The 16,281-nt window shown below is 71.6% G+C and carries 11 protein-coding genes; 7 read left to right on the top strand and 4 right to left on the bottom strand.

All coding sequences use genetic code 11. From position 1 onward, the window contains the following. Positions 1-13 precede the first annotated feature (13 nt). On the top strand, positions 14-2,557 hold the full coding sequence (pepN, locus tag B5D66_RS22870) for an aminopeptidase N (protein WP_078763877.1): 2,544 nt from the start codon (positions 14-16) through the stop codon (positions 2,555-2,557). 489 nt (positions 2,558-3,046) lie between these two features. Then, positions 3,047-4,318: an SLC13 family permease gene (locus B5D66_RS22865; RefSeq protein WP_078763876.1), complete on the top strand. Its 1,272-nt coding sequence runs from the start codon at positions 3,047-3,049 to the stop codon at positions 4,316-4,318. Positions 4,319-4,336: 18 nt separating this feature from the next. Here B5D66_RS22865 and malQ read toward each other — a convergent pair whose 3' ends face one another. Next, entirely contained in the window at positions 4,337-6,394 is a 2,058-nt protein-coding gene (gene malQ, locus B5D66_RS22860; protein ID WP_078763875.1) for a 4-alpha-glucanotransferase, read from the bottom strand. 154 nt (positions 6,395-6,548) lie between these two features. Between malQ and B5D66_RS22855 the strand changes: the two genes are divergently transcribed. Continuing rightward, complete coding sequence (locus B5D66_RS22855) at positions 6,549-7,760, top strand: MFS transporter (protein WP_078763874.1); 1,212 nt, start codon at positions 6,549-6,551, stop codon at positions 7,758-7,760. 23 nt (positions 7,761-7,783) lie between these two features. On the opposite strand, the gene B5D66_RS22850 is transcribed toward B5D66_RS22855, so the two are convergent. Continuing rightward, a complete protein-coding gene (locus B5D66_RS22850; protein WP_078763873.1) occupies positions 7,784-9,214 on the bottom strand; it encodes an amidase in 1,431 nt (476 codons plus the stop codon). Positions 9,215-9,563: 349 nt separating this feature from the next. Here B5D66_RS22850 and B5D66_RS22845 point away from each other — a divergent pair, with 349 nt between their 5' ends. Both B5D66_RS22845 and ilvD read left to right on the top strand, forming a co-directional pair. Further along, the gene (locus B5D66_RS22845) at positions 9,564-10,232 is read left to right on the top strand and encodes a nuclease-related domain-containing protein (protein WP_235001178.1); all 669 of its coding nucleotides are present in this window, start codon (positions 9,564-9,566) and stop codon (positions 10,230-10,232) included. A gap of 247 nt (positions 10,233-10,479) precedes the next feature. Continuing rightward, positions 10,480-12,351, top strand: a complete 1,872-nt coding sequence (gene ilvD, locus B5D66_RS22840) for a dihydroxy-acid dehydratase (RefSeq protein WP_078763871.1) — start codon at positions 10,480-10,482, stop codon at positions 12,349-12,351. 63 nt (positions 12,352-12,414) lie between these two features. Here ilvD and B5D66_RS22835 read toward each other — a convergent pair whose 3' ends face one another. Further along, positions 12,415-12,612 (bottom strand): FmdB family zinc ribbon protein, encoded by a 198-nt coding sequence (locus tag B5D66_RS22835; protein ID WP_078763870.1) that lies wholly within the window; start codon positions 12,610-12,612, stop codon positions 12,415-12,417. 105 nt (positions 12,613-12,717) lie between these two features. Continuing rightward, on the bottom strand, positions 12,718-13,218 hold the full coding sequence (locus B5D66_RS22830) for an HNH endonuclease (protein WP_078763895.1): 501 nt from the start codon (positions 13,216-13,218) through the stop codon (positions 12,718-12,720). Between the two features lie 346 nt (positions 13,219-13,564). On the opposite strand from B5D66_RS22830, the gene B5D66_RS22825 reads away from it, so the two are divergent. After that, complete coding sequence (locus B5D66_RS22825) at positions 13,565-15,664, top strand: prolyl oligopeptidase family serine peptidase (protein ID WP_078763869.1); 2,100 nt, start codon at positions 13,565-13,567, stop codon at positions 15,662-15,664. A gap of 120 nt (positions 15,665-15,784) precedes the next feature. Beyond that, positions 15,785-16,249, top strand: coding sequence for an acyl-CoA thioesterase (locus B5D66_RS22820; RefSeq protein ID WP_235001177.1), 465 nt, complete (start codon positions 15,785-15,787; stop codon positions 16,247-16,249). Positions 16,250-16,281: the final 32 nt, after the last annotated feature.

The following is a 16,281-nucleotide window of genomic DNA, read 5'->3' as shown; positions in this document are numbered from 1 at the left end:
GGGAGCGGAGCCTGTGGCGGGCAACCTGACGCGCGACGAGGCGAGAGAGCGGGCTCGGATCCTCACCGTCTCCTCCTACGAGGTCGAGCTCGACCTGACCGGCAGCGACCAGACGTTCGGGTCGACCACGGTGATCCGGTTCGGCTGCTCCGAGCCGGGGGCGGACACCTTCGTGGACCTGACCGCCCCGTCGGTGCGCTCCGTCGAGCTGAACGGCCGCGCGCTCGACCCCGCCGAGGTGTTCGACGGCGAGCGCATCCGGCTGTCGGGCCTTGCCGCCGACAACGAACTGCGCGTCGTCGCCGACGCCGCCTACATGCGCACCGGCGAGGGGCTGCACCGCTTCGTCGACCCGGTCGACGGCAAGACCTACCTCTACACGCAGTTCGAGACGGCCGACGCGCACCGCATGTACACGTGCTTCGACCAGCCGGACCTGAAGGCCACTTTCGAACTGACCGTCATCGCGCCGGCCGACTTCGAGGTGGTGTCCAACAGCGCGCCCGACGTCGAGCGCGAGCCGGTCGCGGGATCGCAGGCCGTGCGCTGGCACTTCCCCCCGACCAAGCGGATGTCCACCTACATCACCGCGCTCATCGCCGGCCCCTACCACGTGGTGCGCGACGAGCACGACGGCATCCCGCTGGGCGTCTTCTGCCGGGCGTCACTGGCCGAGCACCTCGACGCCGACGCGATCATCGAGGTGACCAAGCAGGGCTTCGACTTCTACCACGGCCTGTTCGGCCTGCGTTACCCCTTCGGCAAGTACGACCAGCTCTTCGTCCCGGAGTTCAACGCCGGCGCGATGGAGAACGCCGGCGCGGTGACGTTCCTGGAGGACTACGTCTTCCGCTCCCGCGTGACCGACGCGCGTTACGAGCGCCGTGCCGAGACCATCCTGCACGAGATGGCGCACATGTGGTTCGGCGACCTCGTCACCATGCGCTGGTGGGACGACCTGTGGCTGAACGAGTCCTTCGCGACGTTCGCCAGCGTCTACTGCCAGGCCGAGGCCACGAAGTGGAAGGACGCCTGGACCACGTTCGCCAACGTGGAGAAGGCGTGGGCGCTGCGCCAGGACCAGCTCCCCTCCACCCACCCCATCGCCGCGGACATCCCCGACATGCAGGCGGTCGAGGTCAACTTCGACGGCATCACCTACGCCAAGGGCGCCTCCGTGCTCAAGCAGCTCGTCGCCTACGTCGGCGTGGACGCCTTCTTCGCCGGGGTGCGCGAGTACTTCAAGGAGCACGCCTGGGGCAACACCGAACTGGCCGACCTGCTGCGCCAGCTGGAGCGGGCCTCCGGCCGGGACCTTTCGGGCTGGTCGCGTGAGTGGCTGGAGACCGCCGGGGTCAACACGATGCGTCCGGAGTTCGAGGTGGACGCCGACGGGAACTTCACGTCGTTCGCGGTGCTCCAGGAGGCCGCCCCGGACTACCCGACGCTGCGTTCGCACCGGCTGGCGATCGGCCTGTACGACCGCACCGACGAGGGCGTCGTCCGCCGTGAGCGGATCGAGCTGGACGTCACCGGGGCGCGCACCGAGGTTCCCCAGCTGGTCGGCAAGGCCCAGCCCGACCTCGTGCTGATCAACGACGACGACCTGACCTTCACCAAGATCCGCCTGGACGAGCGGTCGCTGCGGACCGTCGTCGAGAGCATCGGCGAGATCCGCGAGTCGCTGCCGCGGGCGCTGGCGTTCTCCGCGGCCTGGGACATGACCCGCGACGCGGAGATGGCCGCGCGCGACTACGTGGGACTGGTGATCTCGGGCATCGGCGGCGTCAGCGACGTCATGGTGGCCCAGACCCTGCTGCGTCAGGCGGTCTCCGCCCTGCACAACTACGCCGACCCCGCCTGGCGCGAGACCGGGTTCAAGCTGCTGGCCGACCGGCTGCGCGACCTGCTCACCTCGGCCGAGCCCGGGAGCGACCTCCAGCTCGCCTACGCGCACGGCTTCGCCGACGCCGCGATCAGCGGGGAGCACCTGTCGTTGCTTCAGGGCCTGCTCGACGGCGCGCTCACGGTCGAGGGCCTGGAGATCGACACCGATCTGCGCTGGACGCTGCTGCGGCGCCTGGTGGTGCACGGCGTGGCCGGCGAAGCCGAGATCGACGCCGAACTGGAGTCCGACCCGACCGCGACCGGCCAGCGTTCCGCCGCCGGTTGCCGGGCCGCGCTCCCCACCCCCGAGGCCAAGGCGCTGGCCTGGGAGCGCATCGCCGCCGCCGAGATGGCCAACGCGGAGTTCCGCGCGACGCTGCTCGGCTTCACCGAGCCGGCCCACCGTGAGCTGCTGCGCCCCTACGTCGAGAAGTACTACACGCTGCTCGGCACGGCGTGGGAGAAGTGGACCGGCGAGTTCGCGCAGACGTTCGCGGAGTTCGCCTACCCCGGTTACCTGATCGAGGAGGAGACGCTGCGCCGCACCGACGCCTACATCGAGGCCGAGAAGCCGGCTCCGGCGCTGCGCCGCCTGTTGGTCGAGGGCCGCTCCGGCGTGGAACGGGCCCTGCGGGCACAGGCGCGTGACGCCGAGGCCGCCAAGGGCTGACCCCCTCCACAGGGCACGGGGACAGGGCCGCCGCGATCCGTCGCGGCGGCCCTGTCGCCGTCTCCCCGCCTCCCCACCGAACCCGTTCTCCCACGGCCTGGCACGATGTGACCCATGTCGCGTGATCCGCGGCACAGCGATCACGTCGTCGGCACGTGAGGAGAACGTCGCGTCTTGCCGTCCTCACGCCCGGCCCCCTCGCTCGGTGTCGCGGCCCCGCGGAAGGGCGCCCCGGACCGGAAGTCACCGCGGCACGGGACGACCGGCCGAGACGCCCGGCCCGCGGGCCGTCCACGCCCCTCCGGCGGGGACGGCGGGACGGCCGCCCGCGCCGGCGCGGGCGGGTCACCCGAAGCCCGGGGCGCCGGGCAACGGACGCGCCCTCCCGTCCCCGCCCCGCTTCCCCGCCACGGCGCCCGTGGCCCCCCGAAGCTCCGGAAAGCGCCCGGCCCGCCGCCCGCCCCTCACCGACCCCGGAGCCCGACCGCCGTGTCACCGCACGTCCTTCCCGCCCTCGTCCTCATCCTCGTCTTCGCGATCGCCCTGGCCCGCCCGGTGAGCATCGGCATCGTCGCGCTGGTCGCCGCCTTCGTGGTCGGGACCGTGTTCGCCGGCGAAAGCGCCGAGGAGATCGCCGCGGGCTTCCCCGGCGGACTGTTCGTCACCCTGGTGGGAGTGACCTACCTCTTCGCCATCGCCCGGGCCAACGGGTGCGTCGACTGGCTGGTCCACAACACGGTACGGCTGGTCCGCGGCCGTCCGGCCGCCGTTCCCTGGGTGTTCTTCGCGCTGGCCGCCGTCTTGACCTCGATCGGCGCGGTCAGCCCCGCGACGGTGGCGGTGCTCTTCCCCATCGCGATGAATCTGGCGGCCGTGTACCGCATCAGCCCTCTTCTGATCGGCCTGGTGACCAACCTGGGCGCCACCGCAGGTAGTTTCTCCCCCCTCGGCATCTTCGGCATCATCGTCAACGGGGTGATGGACGCCGAGGAGATGGGGGCGGCCCCGCTGGCGCTGTACGCGGCGACGTTCCTGGGAGCCACGGTGGTCGCGCTGGTCACCGTCCTCCTGCTCGGCCGGCGCCGTCCCCCCGGGGCCGACGCCCGCGCCGAGGCGGGACGGGACGGCGATCCGCCCGTGGCGGTGTCGGCGCGGCCGATCGTCCTCGACGCCGAACGTGTGACCACCCTGTCGGGCGTCGTGGTCCTGGTCGTGGGATCACTGGTGTTCGGGCTCGACATCGGCTTCCTCGCCGTCACGGTCGCCGGCGCGCTGGCGGTGCTGTTCCCCGCCGCGGCCAAGGGCGCGGTCGACCAGGTGAGCTGGGGCGTGGTGCTGCTCGTCGGCGGGCTGGTGACCTATGTGGAGCTGCTGGAGCGGACCGGGACGATCTCCTGGCTGGGCACCGGCGTGACCGCGATCGGCTCCCCGCTCCCGGCCGCCCTGCTGATCTGCCTCATCGGGGCCGTGGTCTCGGCGTTCGCCTCCACCACCGGCATGCTCAGCGCGCTGATCCCCTTGGCGGTGCCGCTCATCTCCACCGGGCAGGTCGGGGCGCTGGGGCTGATGATCGCCCTGTCCCTGTCCTCCTCGCTGGTGGACGTCTCGCCCTTCTCCACCAACGGGGCGCTGGCGCTGGCCAACGCGCCCGAGGGGGAGCGTGACCGGGTCTACCGCGGGCTCCTCCTCTTCGGAACGGTGATGATCGTGGCCGCCCCCCTGCTGTCGTGGCTGGTCTTCGTCGTCCCCGGAGGGGTGTGAGGCCGGCCGGCGGTCCTGCTACCGCCCCGTCCCCAGTCCCTCGGACACCGGTCGGAGCGCGCGGCGGACCGTCTCCCCCAACCGTGGATCGGCCATCAGGTCGTCCAGCAACACCGGCTCCCCCTCGGTTCCGGTCAACGGAACCCGCCAGTTCGGGTACTCGTCCTTGGTGCCCGGCTGGTTCTGCATGCGCCGGTCGCCGACCACGTCGGTGAGCGCGACACCGACCAACCGCGCGGGCGTCATGGCCAGATAGGCGTGGAGCGCGGTGATGACGGCGGCCTGGTCCGAGAGCGGGTCGGTGTCGGGGTCCAACAGCCCGAGATCGACGAGCATCCCGCGCCAGGCCGCCACCTGCGCCTCGGCGTCGGCGCGCTCCTCCTCGACCGCCCTGGTCAACAGGCCGAGACGGTCGCGCAGCTCCACGTGCTCGGCGGACAGGTAGGAGGCGACGGGCGGTAGGTCGTGGGTGGCCACGGTGGCCAGGCAGTCGGTCCGCCACTCCTCGGGACGGCGCGGACGGCCCCCCTCCCCGCGCTCGAACCACAGTACGGAGGTGCCGAGGACCCCGCGTTCGGCCAGGTGCTCGCGCACCCAGGGCTCGACCGTGCCGAGGTCCTCGCCGACCACGAGCGCGTCGCACTCGTGCGCGGCGAGCAGCAGCGCCCCGACCATCCCCTCGTGGTCGTAGCGGACGTAGGTTCCCTCGGCGGGCGATGCCCCCTCGGGCACCCACCACAGTCGGAACAGCCCCATCACGTGGTCCACCCGGATGCCGCCGGCGTGCCTCATGGCCTGACGCATCTGCGCGACGAAGGGCCCATACCCCCGCTCGGCCAGCCGGATCGGATGCCAGGGCGGTTGCGCCCAGTCCTGCCCCTGCTGGTTGAAGGCGTCCGGCGGCGCCCCCACGCTCACCCCCGAGGCGAGCGCGCCGGCGTACATCCACGCGTCGGCTCCGCCGCCCTGGACGCCGACGGCGAGGTCGTGGACGATCCCGATCGGCATGCCGGCCGCCCGCGCGGCCCCCTGGGCGGCGGCGAGCTGTTCGTCGAGCAGCCACTGCGTCCACCGGTGGAAGTCCACCCGGGTCCAGTTGCGCATCGCCTCGGCCCCCACCCGGGGGTGCGTGGCGTCGCGCAACGCCTCGGGCCAGCCCCGGTAGTCGCTCCCGTGCTCCTCGGCGAACGCGCACCACGTCGCGTACTCCACCAGGGACGCCCCCTCGCGTTCCTGGAAGGCCTGGTAGGCGGCCTCCCGCTCGGGGGGACGGGGAACCTGGTAGAGGATGTGCAGCGCGGCGCGCTTGGCGGCCCACACGGCGTCGCGGTCGATCAGGTCGGCCGTGCGGCCCCGTTCTCGCAGTGGCCGGGCCAGGCGCTGGACCTCCTCACGCTGCTCGGGTTCGAGGAGGGCGTACTCCGGGACGTCCTCGACGCGCAGGTAGAGAGGGCTGGAATAGCGCCTGCCCACCGGCAGGTAGGGGGAGGGTTCCACCGGCGGAAGGGGTTCGGTGGCGTGGACGGGGTTGATCAGGGTGAAGGAGGCCCCCAGGTCGCGGGCGCTCCAATCGGCGAGGTCGGCGAGGTCCCGCAGGTCGCCCATCCCCCAGGAGGCCCGGGAACGGACGGAGTAGAGCTGGGCCATCAGCCCCCAGGCGCGCCGGCCTGGCGAGGCGGGCCTTTGGGGTAGCCGGTCCGGGACCACCAGCAGGGGCACGTGCTGCCGGACGTCGGCGTGCTCGGCGTGCAGTACGTGGATCCCGAGGGGCGGCGGGGTCCCCGAATCGGCCCAGGAACCGTCGCCCAGCTCGATCCAGGTGCGCGCGCCCTCGGGGAGGGCGAGACTCGGCGCCCGGCCGGCCCGGATCACGACCGCCGGCGGGAGCAGGCGGTCGGCGCGGCGGCTCCGGTGTTCCTCGAGCGCGGCGCGGGGATCGGTGACATCGAGCCCCAAGGCGGTGAGGACATGGCGCAGGGTGTCGACGCTGACCGGCGCCCGCTCCCCTCGCCAATCGGCGTAGGACGTCGCGACACCGTGTTCCTCGGCCAGCTGGGCCAGCTCCGCATCCCTCACAGAAACCGATGATGCCCTGCCGGGGCACGCCCTAACCGGCGCGCCGCGCCGGAGCCGGAAAGCGGCCGGTACCGGACCCGGGCGTTCCAGGAGCATCGCTGCGGCCTGCCAAAATAGCCAGACTTCGCCCCCGGCAACCGGCATAATCAGACAAGTGCTGAAGTCCTATCATCGGGTGTTCGAGGTCCCCCATCTCGCCTCTCTCCTCACCTGGTCGCTCCTGGCCCGTCTCCACGTCGCGGGCCTGCCGATCGCCGTCACCTTCCTCGTCGCCGGTTGGACCGGCTCCTACGCCCTGGCCGGAGTGGTCTCGGGCGCCCTGACCATCGGTTCGGCGCTGGCCGGGCCGATCCGCGGTCGGATGGCCGACAGGGGCGGCACCGACCGGCTGATGCTCGTCTCCGGGGTCGTCTACGCCGTGGGGCTGTCCCTGCTCGTGGTCCTCCCGGCCTCCTGGTGGTGGGCGTCGGTCCCCCTGGCCCTGGTGACCGGGGTGTTCCTGCCACCGGCCAACCAGATCGGCCGCGCCCTGTGGCCCCGCATCACCACGGGGCAGGTCCGCAAGTCCGTGTACGCCGCCGAGGCGACGCTCCAGGAGACCCTGTTCATCATCGGCCCGCTGCTGGCCGCGGGAGCGGTCGGCTTCGCCGGCGCCCGCGCCGCTGTCGCGCTGCTCGCGGCGATCGCCCTGATCGGCTCCATCGGCTTCGCCCTGGCCCTGCGCCGGGCCGGGGTCACCGAGGCCGACGAGCAGGACGGCCCCGCCGAGAAGGGCCCGCGCCGCTCCCTGCTCACCTCTCCCCCGTTGGTGCTCGTCCTCCTCATGTGCCTGCTCATGATCGGCGGACTCGGTTCTGTCGACCTGGTCATCGTGGCCTGGGCCCGCGAAATGGGCGCTCCGGGCAACGCCGGTGGCCTGGCCGCCATCTGGGCCGCGGGCTCCCTCGTCGGCGGACTGGTCGCGGGCACCCTGAGCGGACAGGCCCGCATCCCGCTGCGGGCCTTCGGTGCCGCCGCGGGCATCACGCTGTTGATCCCCCTGCTGCCACCGATCACGCACCTGTCGTCCCCGTGGATGGTGTCACCGGTGCTGTTCGTGGCGGGCCTCGCGATCGCCCCCACCCTCGCCGCGGTCATGGAGCGGCTGGGCGACATCGCACCGCCTCAACGACGCGCCGAGGCGTTCGGCTGGATGTCCACCGCGATCACCGCCGGGATGTCCGTGGCGTCGCCGGTCACCGGCTGGCTGATCGACCTGGGCGGCATCGCCGCCGGCGTGGGTGGGGCCGCCGTCCTCACCTTCGCGGCGGCGGCGCTGTCGCTCTTCCTGCGCCCCCTCCCCGAGAAGGCCTCCGAGGCCGTCTGAGCGCCGTCCCCGGGAGAGTCGTCCTACCTCGACCAGATCGGCGGCCTGCGGTCGGCCCAGGGACGGGCGGCCTCCAGCTGCGCCGACAGCGAGAGCAGCGTCGCCTCGTCACCGATCCGCCCCGCGAGCATGACGCCGATCGGCAGTCCTTCGGTGTTCCAGTGCAGGGGGATGTTCACCGCGGGCTGGCCGGTGATGTTGTAGACCGTGCAGAACGGCGTGTACAGCGTCATCTCCCGGAACTCCGCGGCGGGGTCGTCCAGGTCGGTGAAGCGCCCGACCGGCGCGGGCGGCTCGGCCAGGGTCGGGGTGAGCACCGCGTCGTAGGGGGCCATCCGCGGCAGTGCCGCCCGGACCGCCTGTTGCAGGCCGGCCGTCGCGTCGAGGTACTGGGCCGCCGTGGTCCTCGCCGCGCGTTCGCGCAGCCACCTGGTGAGCGGACGCAGTCTGGCCTCGCGCTCGGCCGCCACCACGGCGCGGCCCGCCATCACCGCCCACACCGTGCCGAAGAGGTCGAGCATGCCGGGGTCGAACGGCACGGGGATCTCCTCGACCTCGTGCCCCAGGTGGAGCAGTAGCCGCGTCGCCTCCTCGTAGGCGGTCAGGGCATCGGGGTGCACCACGGCGTCCGCCACCGGAGGCCGGGCGAAGCGCGCGATCCGGAGCCGTCCCGGTTCGCGTCCGGCCAGTTCGAGGAAGGTCCGTCCCCCGCCCAGGGGAGGCAGCGCGTGGTAGTCCCCGGGCCGCGAGACCGAGATGACGTCGAGCATGAGCGCCGCGTCGGCCACCGTGCGGCTGAGCGGTCCGGTCGCCGACAGCCCGATCAGGTCGGGCCGGCGCGGGGCGTTGGTGACCCTGCCCCGGCTCGGTTTGAGGCCGAACAGCCCGCACACGCTGGCGGGCACCCGGATGGACCCCCCTCCGTCGCTTCCCTGCGCCATGGGGGCGAGTCCCGCCGCGACCGCCGCCGCGGCGCCGCCGCTGGACCCTCCCGCCGAACGGCTGAGGTCCCAGGGCGTACGCGCGGCGGGGGCGATGTCGTTCTCGGTGTAGCAGCTGAGGCCGAACTCCGGCGTGTTGGTCTTACCGGTGAAGATCGCGCCGGCCCGGCGGAGTTCCGCGACGAACGCCTCGTCCTCGGTGGCGATCACGGCGGAGTGCGTGTTCGTCCCCGACGTCCAGGGCTGGCCGGCGAGCATGTCGAGGTCCTTGATCGGGACGGGGACGCCCAGCAGGGGCGGCAGGTCCTCCACGGGTTCTGCGAGAACCCGCTTCTCGGCGTTACGCGCCTGCTGCTCCGCGAGTTCCCTGGTGACCGTAATGAAGGCGCCGACGGTGGTCCCGTGTCGCCCGATCCGGTCGAGGTAGTGATCGGCGATCTCGACGGGGGAGAGCTCCCGACGGCGCACCGCCGCCGCCTGCTCGATCGCGCTCAGATCATGGATCTCTGCCACGCTTCGAGCGTAGGGGCACGGGCCTGCTCCCTCAGCCGCAACGGCGGTCTCCGGTGGGACCTCTCCAGAGAGGTCGAAGAGACGTTATTCCCTTTCGGGGCTGTCGGGACACATAGCGAGACGGGCCCCTCAGGCGACAAAAGTGTGAGTTCGGATGCACTAGGACTCGCTTGCCTATGCGGCTACGCTCTGCAACGTGGAACCGGGAACCAGCACCAAGAACGGCACGTCCCCACCCGCCGGCACGGCCCGGCGACGGGGCCCGATCGCGACCTCGCCCTTCGCCCCCCGCGGCGGCCGACCGGGAAGCCGAGGGGCCGTCGGCGCGGTCCGCGCCACCTACGCCACCCTGCTGGCCTCCGAGGACGCCCGGCGTTGGGTGCTCCACGGCGCCGTCGCCGTGGCCGTCGCGCTGGGCGCGGGACTGCTCACGAGCGACGCGCGGCTCGGCATCACGCTGGGCGTCTTCGTCGCCATCGGCTTTGCCGTGCACACGTCGCGACGCCGCTCGGAGGTCCCCCAATGGCGCAGGCCCTCCGCCGCCCAACGACGCACCGAGGCCCAGCTCAAGGTCATGCGGCGGCTGGGCTACCGCGTCCTGCACGCGCGCCGCATCCCCGGCGGCAACGGGCTGATCGACCACTTCATCGTGGGACGGCGCGGCGCGTTCGCGATCGACTCCGAGTCCTGGGACAAGCGCCTTCCGCTGCGCAACAAGCTCGAAAAGCTCTACCACGGCCGTTTCTCCAAGAACGAGCGCATCGACGAGGCGCTTGAGGAGGCCCGCACCGCCGAACGGCTGATCAGCGAGGAGTTGGGCCGTCCCATCACCGTCCGCCCCGCCCTCGCGATCTACGGGCCCAGCATGCCCTGGGACCACCACAACCTCCGCAAGGTCGACATCATCGTCGGCACCAAGGTCCGCAAGTGGCTGCGCACCGGAAAGGACCGGCTGTCCGAGGAGGAGATCGAGGAGATCTACCGCGCGGCAGAGAAGGTGCTGCCCCCGGCCTACTGAGTCCCCATCGCCCGCGGATGGACGGCCACCGGCCGTCCATCCCATTATGTGGACACCCTATCTTCGTAGTCGAGACATCGGCCGGTCGCGCACGGGGCTACCATCGAAGGAACTTCATCGATCCACCCCGCCCCGGAGCGACACGGGCGGCCGGACCGACCCCGCGGAGGCCCCGTCTCCAGGTCCGTGCCACCTCGTAGCGCCCCGAAGGCGCGGATCCACGTTCGTCTCGACGGGAGCCCACCCCATGCCCGCGCTTCGCTCACGCACGGTCACCCATGGCAGGAACATGGCCGGCGCGCGCGCTCTCATGCGCGCGTCCGGCGTGGAACGCGAGGACTTCGGCAAGCCGATCGTCGCGGTGGCCAACAGCTTCACCCAGTTCGTGCCGGGCCACGTCCACCTGCGCGAGGTGGCCGACGTCGTCGCGAACGCCGTACGCGAGGCCGGAGGCGTGCCCCGGGAGTTCAACACGATCGCCGTGGACGACGGCATCGCCATGGGCCACGGCGGCATGCTCTACTCGCTGCCCAGCCGTGAGCTCATCGCCGACGCCGTGGAGTACATGGTCAACGCGCACTGCGCCGACGCGCTCGTGTGCGTCTCCAACTGCGACAAGATCACCCCGGGCATGCTGCTGGCGGCGCTGCGGCTCAACATCCCGACGGTGTTCGTCTCGGGCGGCCCGATGGAGGCCGGCAAGGTCACCGTGGTCGAGGGCACCGCCACGAAGGTCCGCAAGCTCGACCTGATCAACCCGATGATCGCCGCCGCCGACGAGAACGTCTCCCAGGCCGAGCTCGACGAGATGGAGGAGGCCGCCTGTCCCACGTGCGGCTCCTGCTCGGGCATGTTCACCGCCAACTCGATGAACTGCCTGACCGAGGCGATCGGCCTGGCCCTGCCGGGCAACGGCACCGTGCTGGCCACCCACGTCGCCCGCAAGCGCCTCTACGAGGACGCCGGACGTCTGGTGGTCGAGGCCGCGAAGCGCTACTACGAGGACGACGACGAATCGGTCCTGCCCCTGTCGATCGCCACTCCGGCCGCCTTCGGCAACGCCATGGCGCTCGACATCGCGATGGGCGGGTCGACCAACACGATCCTGCACCTGCTGGCCGCGGCGACCGAGGCGGGCGTGAAGTTCGGCCTGCCGGAGATCGACGCGATGTCCCGGCGGGTGCCCTGCCTGTGCAAGGTCGCGCCGAACACCGACAAGTACCACATCGAGGACGTCCACCGGGCCGGCGGCATCCCCGCCATCCTCGGTGAGCTGGCGCGGGGCGGGCTGCTCGACACCTCGCTGCCGACCGTGCACGGCACGACCGTGGGAGAGTACCTGGCCAACTGGGACATCGCCTCCGAGAGCGTGCTGCCCGAGGCCGTCGAGCTGTTCCACGCCGCCCCCGGCGGGAAGCGCACGACGCGCGCCTACTCCCAGGACGTCCGTTGGGACAGCCTGGACACCGACCGCGCGAACGGCTGCATCCGCGACGTCGAGCACGCCTACACCGCCGACGGCGGTCTGGCCGTCCTCTACGGCAACCTCGCCCCTGACGGCGCCATCGTCAAGACCGCGGGGGTCGAGGAGGAGCTGTGGACCTTCCGGGGTCCGGCCAAGGTCTTCGAAAGCCAGGAGGAGGCGGTCGACGGCATCCTCGGCAAGCGCGTCGAGGCCGGCGACGTCGTCGTCATCCGCTACGAGGGCCCCAAGGGAGGGCCCGGCATGCAGGAGATGCTCTACCCGACGAGCTTCCTCAAGGGCCGTGGACTGGGCAAATCGTGCGCGCTGATCACCGACGGCCGTTTCTCCGGCGGCACTTCGGGTCTGTCCATCGGGCACGCCTCACCCGAGGCCGCGGCGGGGGGTGACATCGCCCTGGTCCGCGACGGCGACATCATCAGCATCGACATCCCCAACCGCGGCCTGGTGCTGGAGGTGCCGGCCGAGGAGCTCGCCGACCGGCGCGCGCAGCTGTTGGAGGAGCTCGGCGGCTTCCGTCCGAAGAACCGCGAGCGTCAGGTCAGCGCGGCGCTGCGCGCCTACGCGGCCATGGCCACCTCGGCCTCGACCGGGGCCGCCCGCGATGTCTCGCAGCTGGAGCGGCCCGCTCGGTAGCGCCCGGTAACGCAGGCGCCGGGACGGGAGACGGTTGCGCTCCCGCCCCGGCGCGGCGGCCGCTCAGCCGCAGCAGCCGCCTCCGCAGCAGCCGCCCCCCGAGGGCGGGCTCGCGGTTGTGCCCACGGCGACGGTCGACAGCAGGCGCACCGTGTCGTCGTGTCCCCGCGGGCAGGAGGCGGGGTCGGCGGACTCGGCCATGGGCCGGGAGATCTCGAACGTGTCGTCGCAGGCGCGACAGCGGAATTCGTATCGAGGCATGAGAGCAGGATAGAAGCAGCCGACCGGTTGTCTCGAGTCCGATGGACCACGGCGATCCGCGATCGTCCGGGACGGTTGGGACCGGCCCGTCCCGGACGCCAGGGGCTAGGCCGCCACCCTCGCCATGTACGGCGCCCACAGGGGATCGCCGTGTTGTTCGCCGTTGATCAGCCTCCAGTGCATCCCGCGGGGAACCGTGGGGGTCACGTTCAGTTCCCAGCCGAGCTCGTCGAGGAGGCGATCGGCCTTGCGATGGTTGCACGTCTTGCAGGAGGCCACCACGTTCTCCCAGGTGTGCGCGCCACCACGGCTGCGGGGGATGACGTGGTCGATGGTTTCGGCCCGTTTCCCGCAGTAGGCGCAGTGGTAGCCATCGCGCCGCATCAACGCCACCCGGGTGAGTGGGACCCTACGCCGGTAGGGCACCCGGATGTAGCGGTGGAGTCTGATCACCGATGGCACCGACAGCGCCATCGTCGCCGAATGGAGCACGGTTCCCGCCGCGTCCCCGTGGACCACTTCGGCTTTCTCCCGGAGTACCAGCAGAATCGCCCGACGCAGCGGCAGCGTCGTCAACGGTTCGTAGCTGGCGTTGAGCAGCAGCACATGACGGCTGACTGTGCCGCCCTCCGAGCCGCGCCGGGCGCTCATGCTGGCTCCTGGGAGGCCGGTACTCCGGCCGACCCTGTCTCGTCCCCGGCCAGCCTGTCGGCCAGCCAGGAGACCTCCCTGTGGACCGGCCTTGCGACCGGTTCTGTTCGCGTTGCCACACGGACCTCCCGTGGGTGGTTCCCGCCGAGTAACGTCCCGCTTTCAGTTTGCTTTGTCTGGCCAGGTTGCCGCCACCCCATTTATTCGGAGTGTCGAAAAAACAAGACGGAAGGGAATAATCGCGCTTCTCCCTTCCTCTTTCCCCGACGACCACGGAGCGGTCGGTGGATAGAGTTCGACCATGCCTGAACGCCGCTACCCCGCAGCTGAGCGCCTTGAGCTCACCGAGACCCTGCACGGCCGTCTGGTCGCCGACCCCTACCGTTGGCTGGAGGAGGCCGACTCGGCCCGCACCAAGGAGTGGGCGGCCGCCCAGGACACGCTCTTCTGCGACATGGCGGCCCGGTTGCCCGGCCGCGCCTGGTTCGGTGAACAACTGCACGAACTCCTGGGGGCCGGCTTCGTCGGCGCTCCCATCTGGCGCGGCGAACGACAGTTCTTCACCCGGCGCACCGCCGAGCAGGAACACGGCGTGCTCTACACCGTGGACCCGGCGAGCGGGAACGAGCGTGTCCTGGTCGATCCCACCTCGTTGGACCCCACGGGCGCCACCACGCTCGACTCCTGGCGCCCCGACCTCGACGGCCGGCTGCTCGCCTACCAGCTCTCCGAGGGCGGTGACGAGGAATCCCTGCTGCGGATCATGGACGTGGCCACCGGCGAGATCGTGGACGGCCCCATCGACCGTTGCCGCTACTCCCCCATCGCCTGGTTGCCCGGCGGCGAAGCCTTCTACTACGTCCGCAGGCTCCCGTCGGACCAGGTCCCCGAGGGGGAGGAGCAGTACCACCGGCGCGTCTACCTGCACCGCATCGGCCGTCCGGCCGAGGAGGACGTGCTCGTCTTCGGGTCCGATCGGGACAAGACCGAGTACTACGGGGTCGCGGTGAGCCGGGACGGTCGTTGGCTGCTGCTCACCTCCACCCGCGGCACCTCGCCTCGCAACGACGCCTGGATCGCCGACCTGTCCCTGAGCGGCCCCGAGAGACCACGGTTCTCGACCATCCAGGAGGGCGTGGACGCCGAGGTCTCCCCGTACGTGGGCCGCGACGGCCGGCTGTACCTGTTCACCGACCGTGACGCGCCACGCGGCAGGTTGTGCGTGACCTCCCCCGAGACACCGGGGTACGAGCACTGGCGTACCCTCGTCGCCGCCGACTCCGACTCCGTCCTCAGCGGGTATGCGATCCTCGACGGTCCCGAGGCCCCCACCCCGACCCTGCTGGTCGCACACCGCCGGCACGCGATCAGCGAGATCGACGTACACGACCTGCCCACCGGCGCACGACGCGGTTCGCTCCCCCTGCCCGGGCTCGGATCGGTCGGCGGGCTGATGGAACGGCCCGAGGGCGGCCACGAGGCCTGGTTCACCTACACCGACACCACCTCGCCGATGCGGGTCCTGCACTACGACGCGCGCACCGACGCGGTGACCACCTGGGCCGACCCGCCCGGTTCGGCGGAGGCTCCACCGGTGCGTACCGAGCAGGTCACCTACACCTCCCGTGACGGGACCCCCGTGCGGATGCTCGTCATCTCCCCGGCCGACGCCGACGGCCCTCGGCCGACGATCCTCTACGGCTACGGCGGGTTCTCCGTCTCGCTGACCCCCGTCTACTCGGCCACGGCGCTGGCCTGGATCCGGGCGGGCGGCGTGTACGCGATCGCGTCCCTGCGCGGCGGCCTGGAGGAGGGCGAGCAGTGGCACCGCGACGGCATGCTCGGGCGTAAGCAGAACGTGTTCGACGACTGCGCCGCTGCCGCCGAGCACCTGATCGCGTCCGGTGTCACCACATCGGGACAACTGGCCGTCATGGGCGGCAGCAACGGCGGACTGCTCGTGGGGGCGATGATCACCCAACGACCGGACCTGTTCGCCGCCGCCGTGTGCTCGGCCCCCCTGCTGGACATGGTCCGCTACGAGCGGTTCGGCCTGGGCCAGCTGTGGGATGTCGAGTACGGCAGCGCCAGGGACCCCGAGGCGCTGGGCTGGCTGCTCGGCTACTCCCCCTACCACAACGTCGCCGAAGGGGTCGCCTACCCGGCGACCCTGTTCACGGTCTTCGACAACGACACCCGGGTGGATCCGCTACACGCCCGCAAGATGTGCGCGGCGGTGCAGCACGCGACGTCCGCGTCGATCGAGGAACGCCCGATCCTGCTACGCCGCGAGGCCGAGGTCGGGCACAGTTCTCGTTCGGTGAGCCGCAGCGTGGGGCTTGGCGCCGACCAGTTGGCCTTCCTCGCCTACTACACCGGCCTGGGGCTCCCTTCGGCCTGACCCCGGCCGTCCCGTCCGGGGCCGGTCCCGGACGGGACGGCGCCTGGCCCGTTCCCCGATCCCAATGGACACTTGCGACAATCAGGGATGGAACACCCGCGAAAGGAAGTAGGAAGAACCGTGGTAGAGGCCGCGACCGAGGCACCCACGACCGACGGCGGGAACGGCGGCGCGCGCCGGCACGTGTACCTGGCCCACGTCCGTTTCGCCGACCTCGACCCGCTCAACCACGTCAACAACGTACGGATGCTGACCTACCTCGAAGACGCCCGTATCTCCTTCCTGCGCTGGGACGGCGAGGGACGGACACGCTTCGGCAGCCTGGTGGTGGCACGCCACGAGGTCGACTACGTCCGTCCGATCCTGCTGCGCCGCGAGCCCGTCCGCGTCGAGACATGGGTGACCGAGGTGAAGAACGCCAGCTTCACCCTGGAGTACGAGATCGTCGACGACGACCACCTCTACGTACGCGCCAAGTCGGTGCTCGTCGGCTTCGACCTGGACACCCAACGGGTCCGCCGGCTCGACCAGGACGAACGCGACCACCTCGCCGCCTACCAGGTCGCCGGAGAGCCCTCCCCCTGAGGCCCCGCGCCTTCCCCCTCGTCGCCCGCGCC

Origin of the sequence: Marinactinospora thermotolerans DSM 45154, from assembly GCF_900167435.1 — a bacterium.
Taxonomy (GTDB): domain Bacteria; phylum Actinomycetota; class Actinomycetes; order Streptosporangiales; family Streptosporangiaceae; genus Marinactinospora; species Marinactinospora thermotolerans.
The sequence above is the reverse complement of the archived record's forward strand: the minus strand, read 5'-3'. Positions and strand labels throughout refer to the sequence as shown.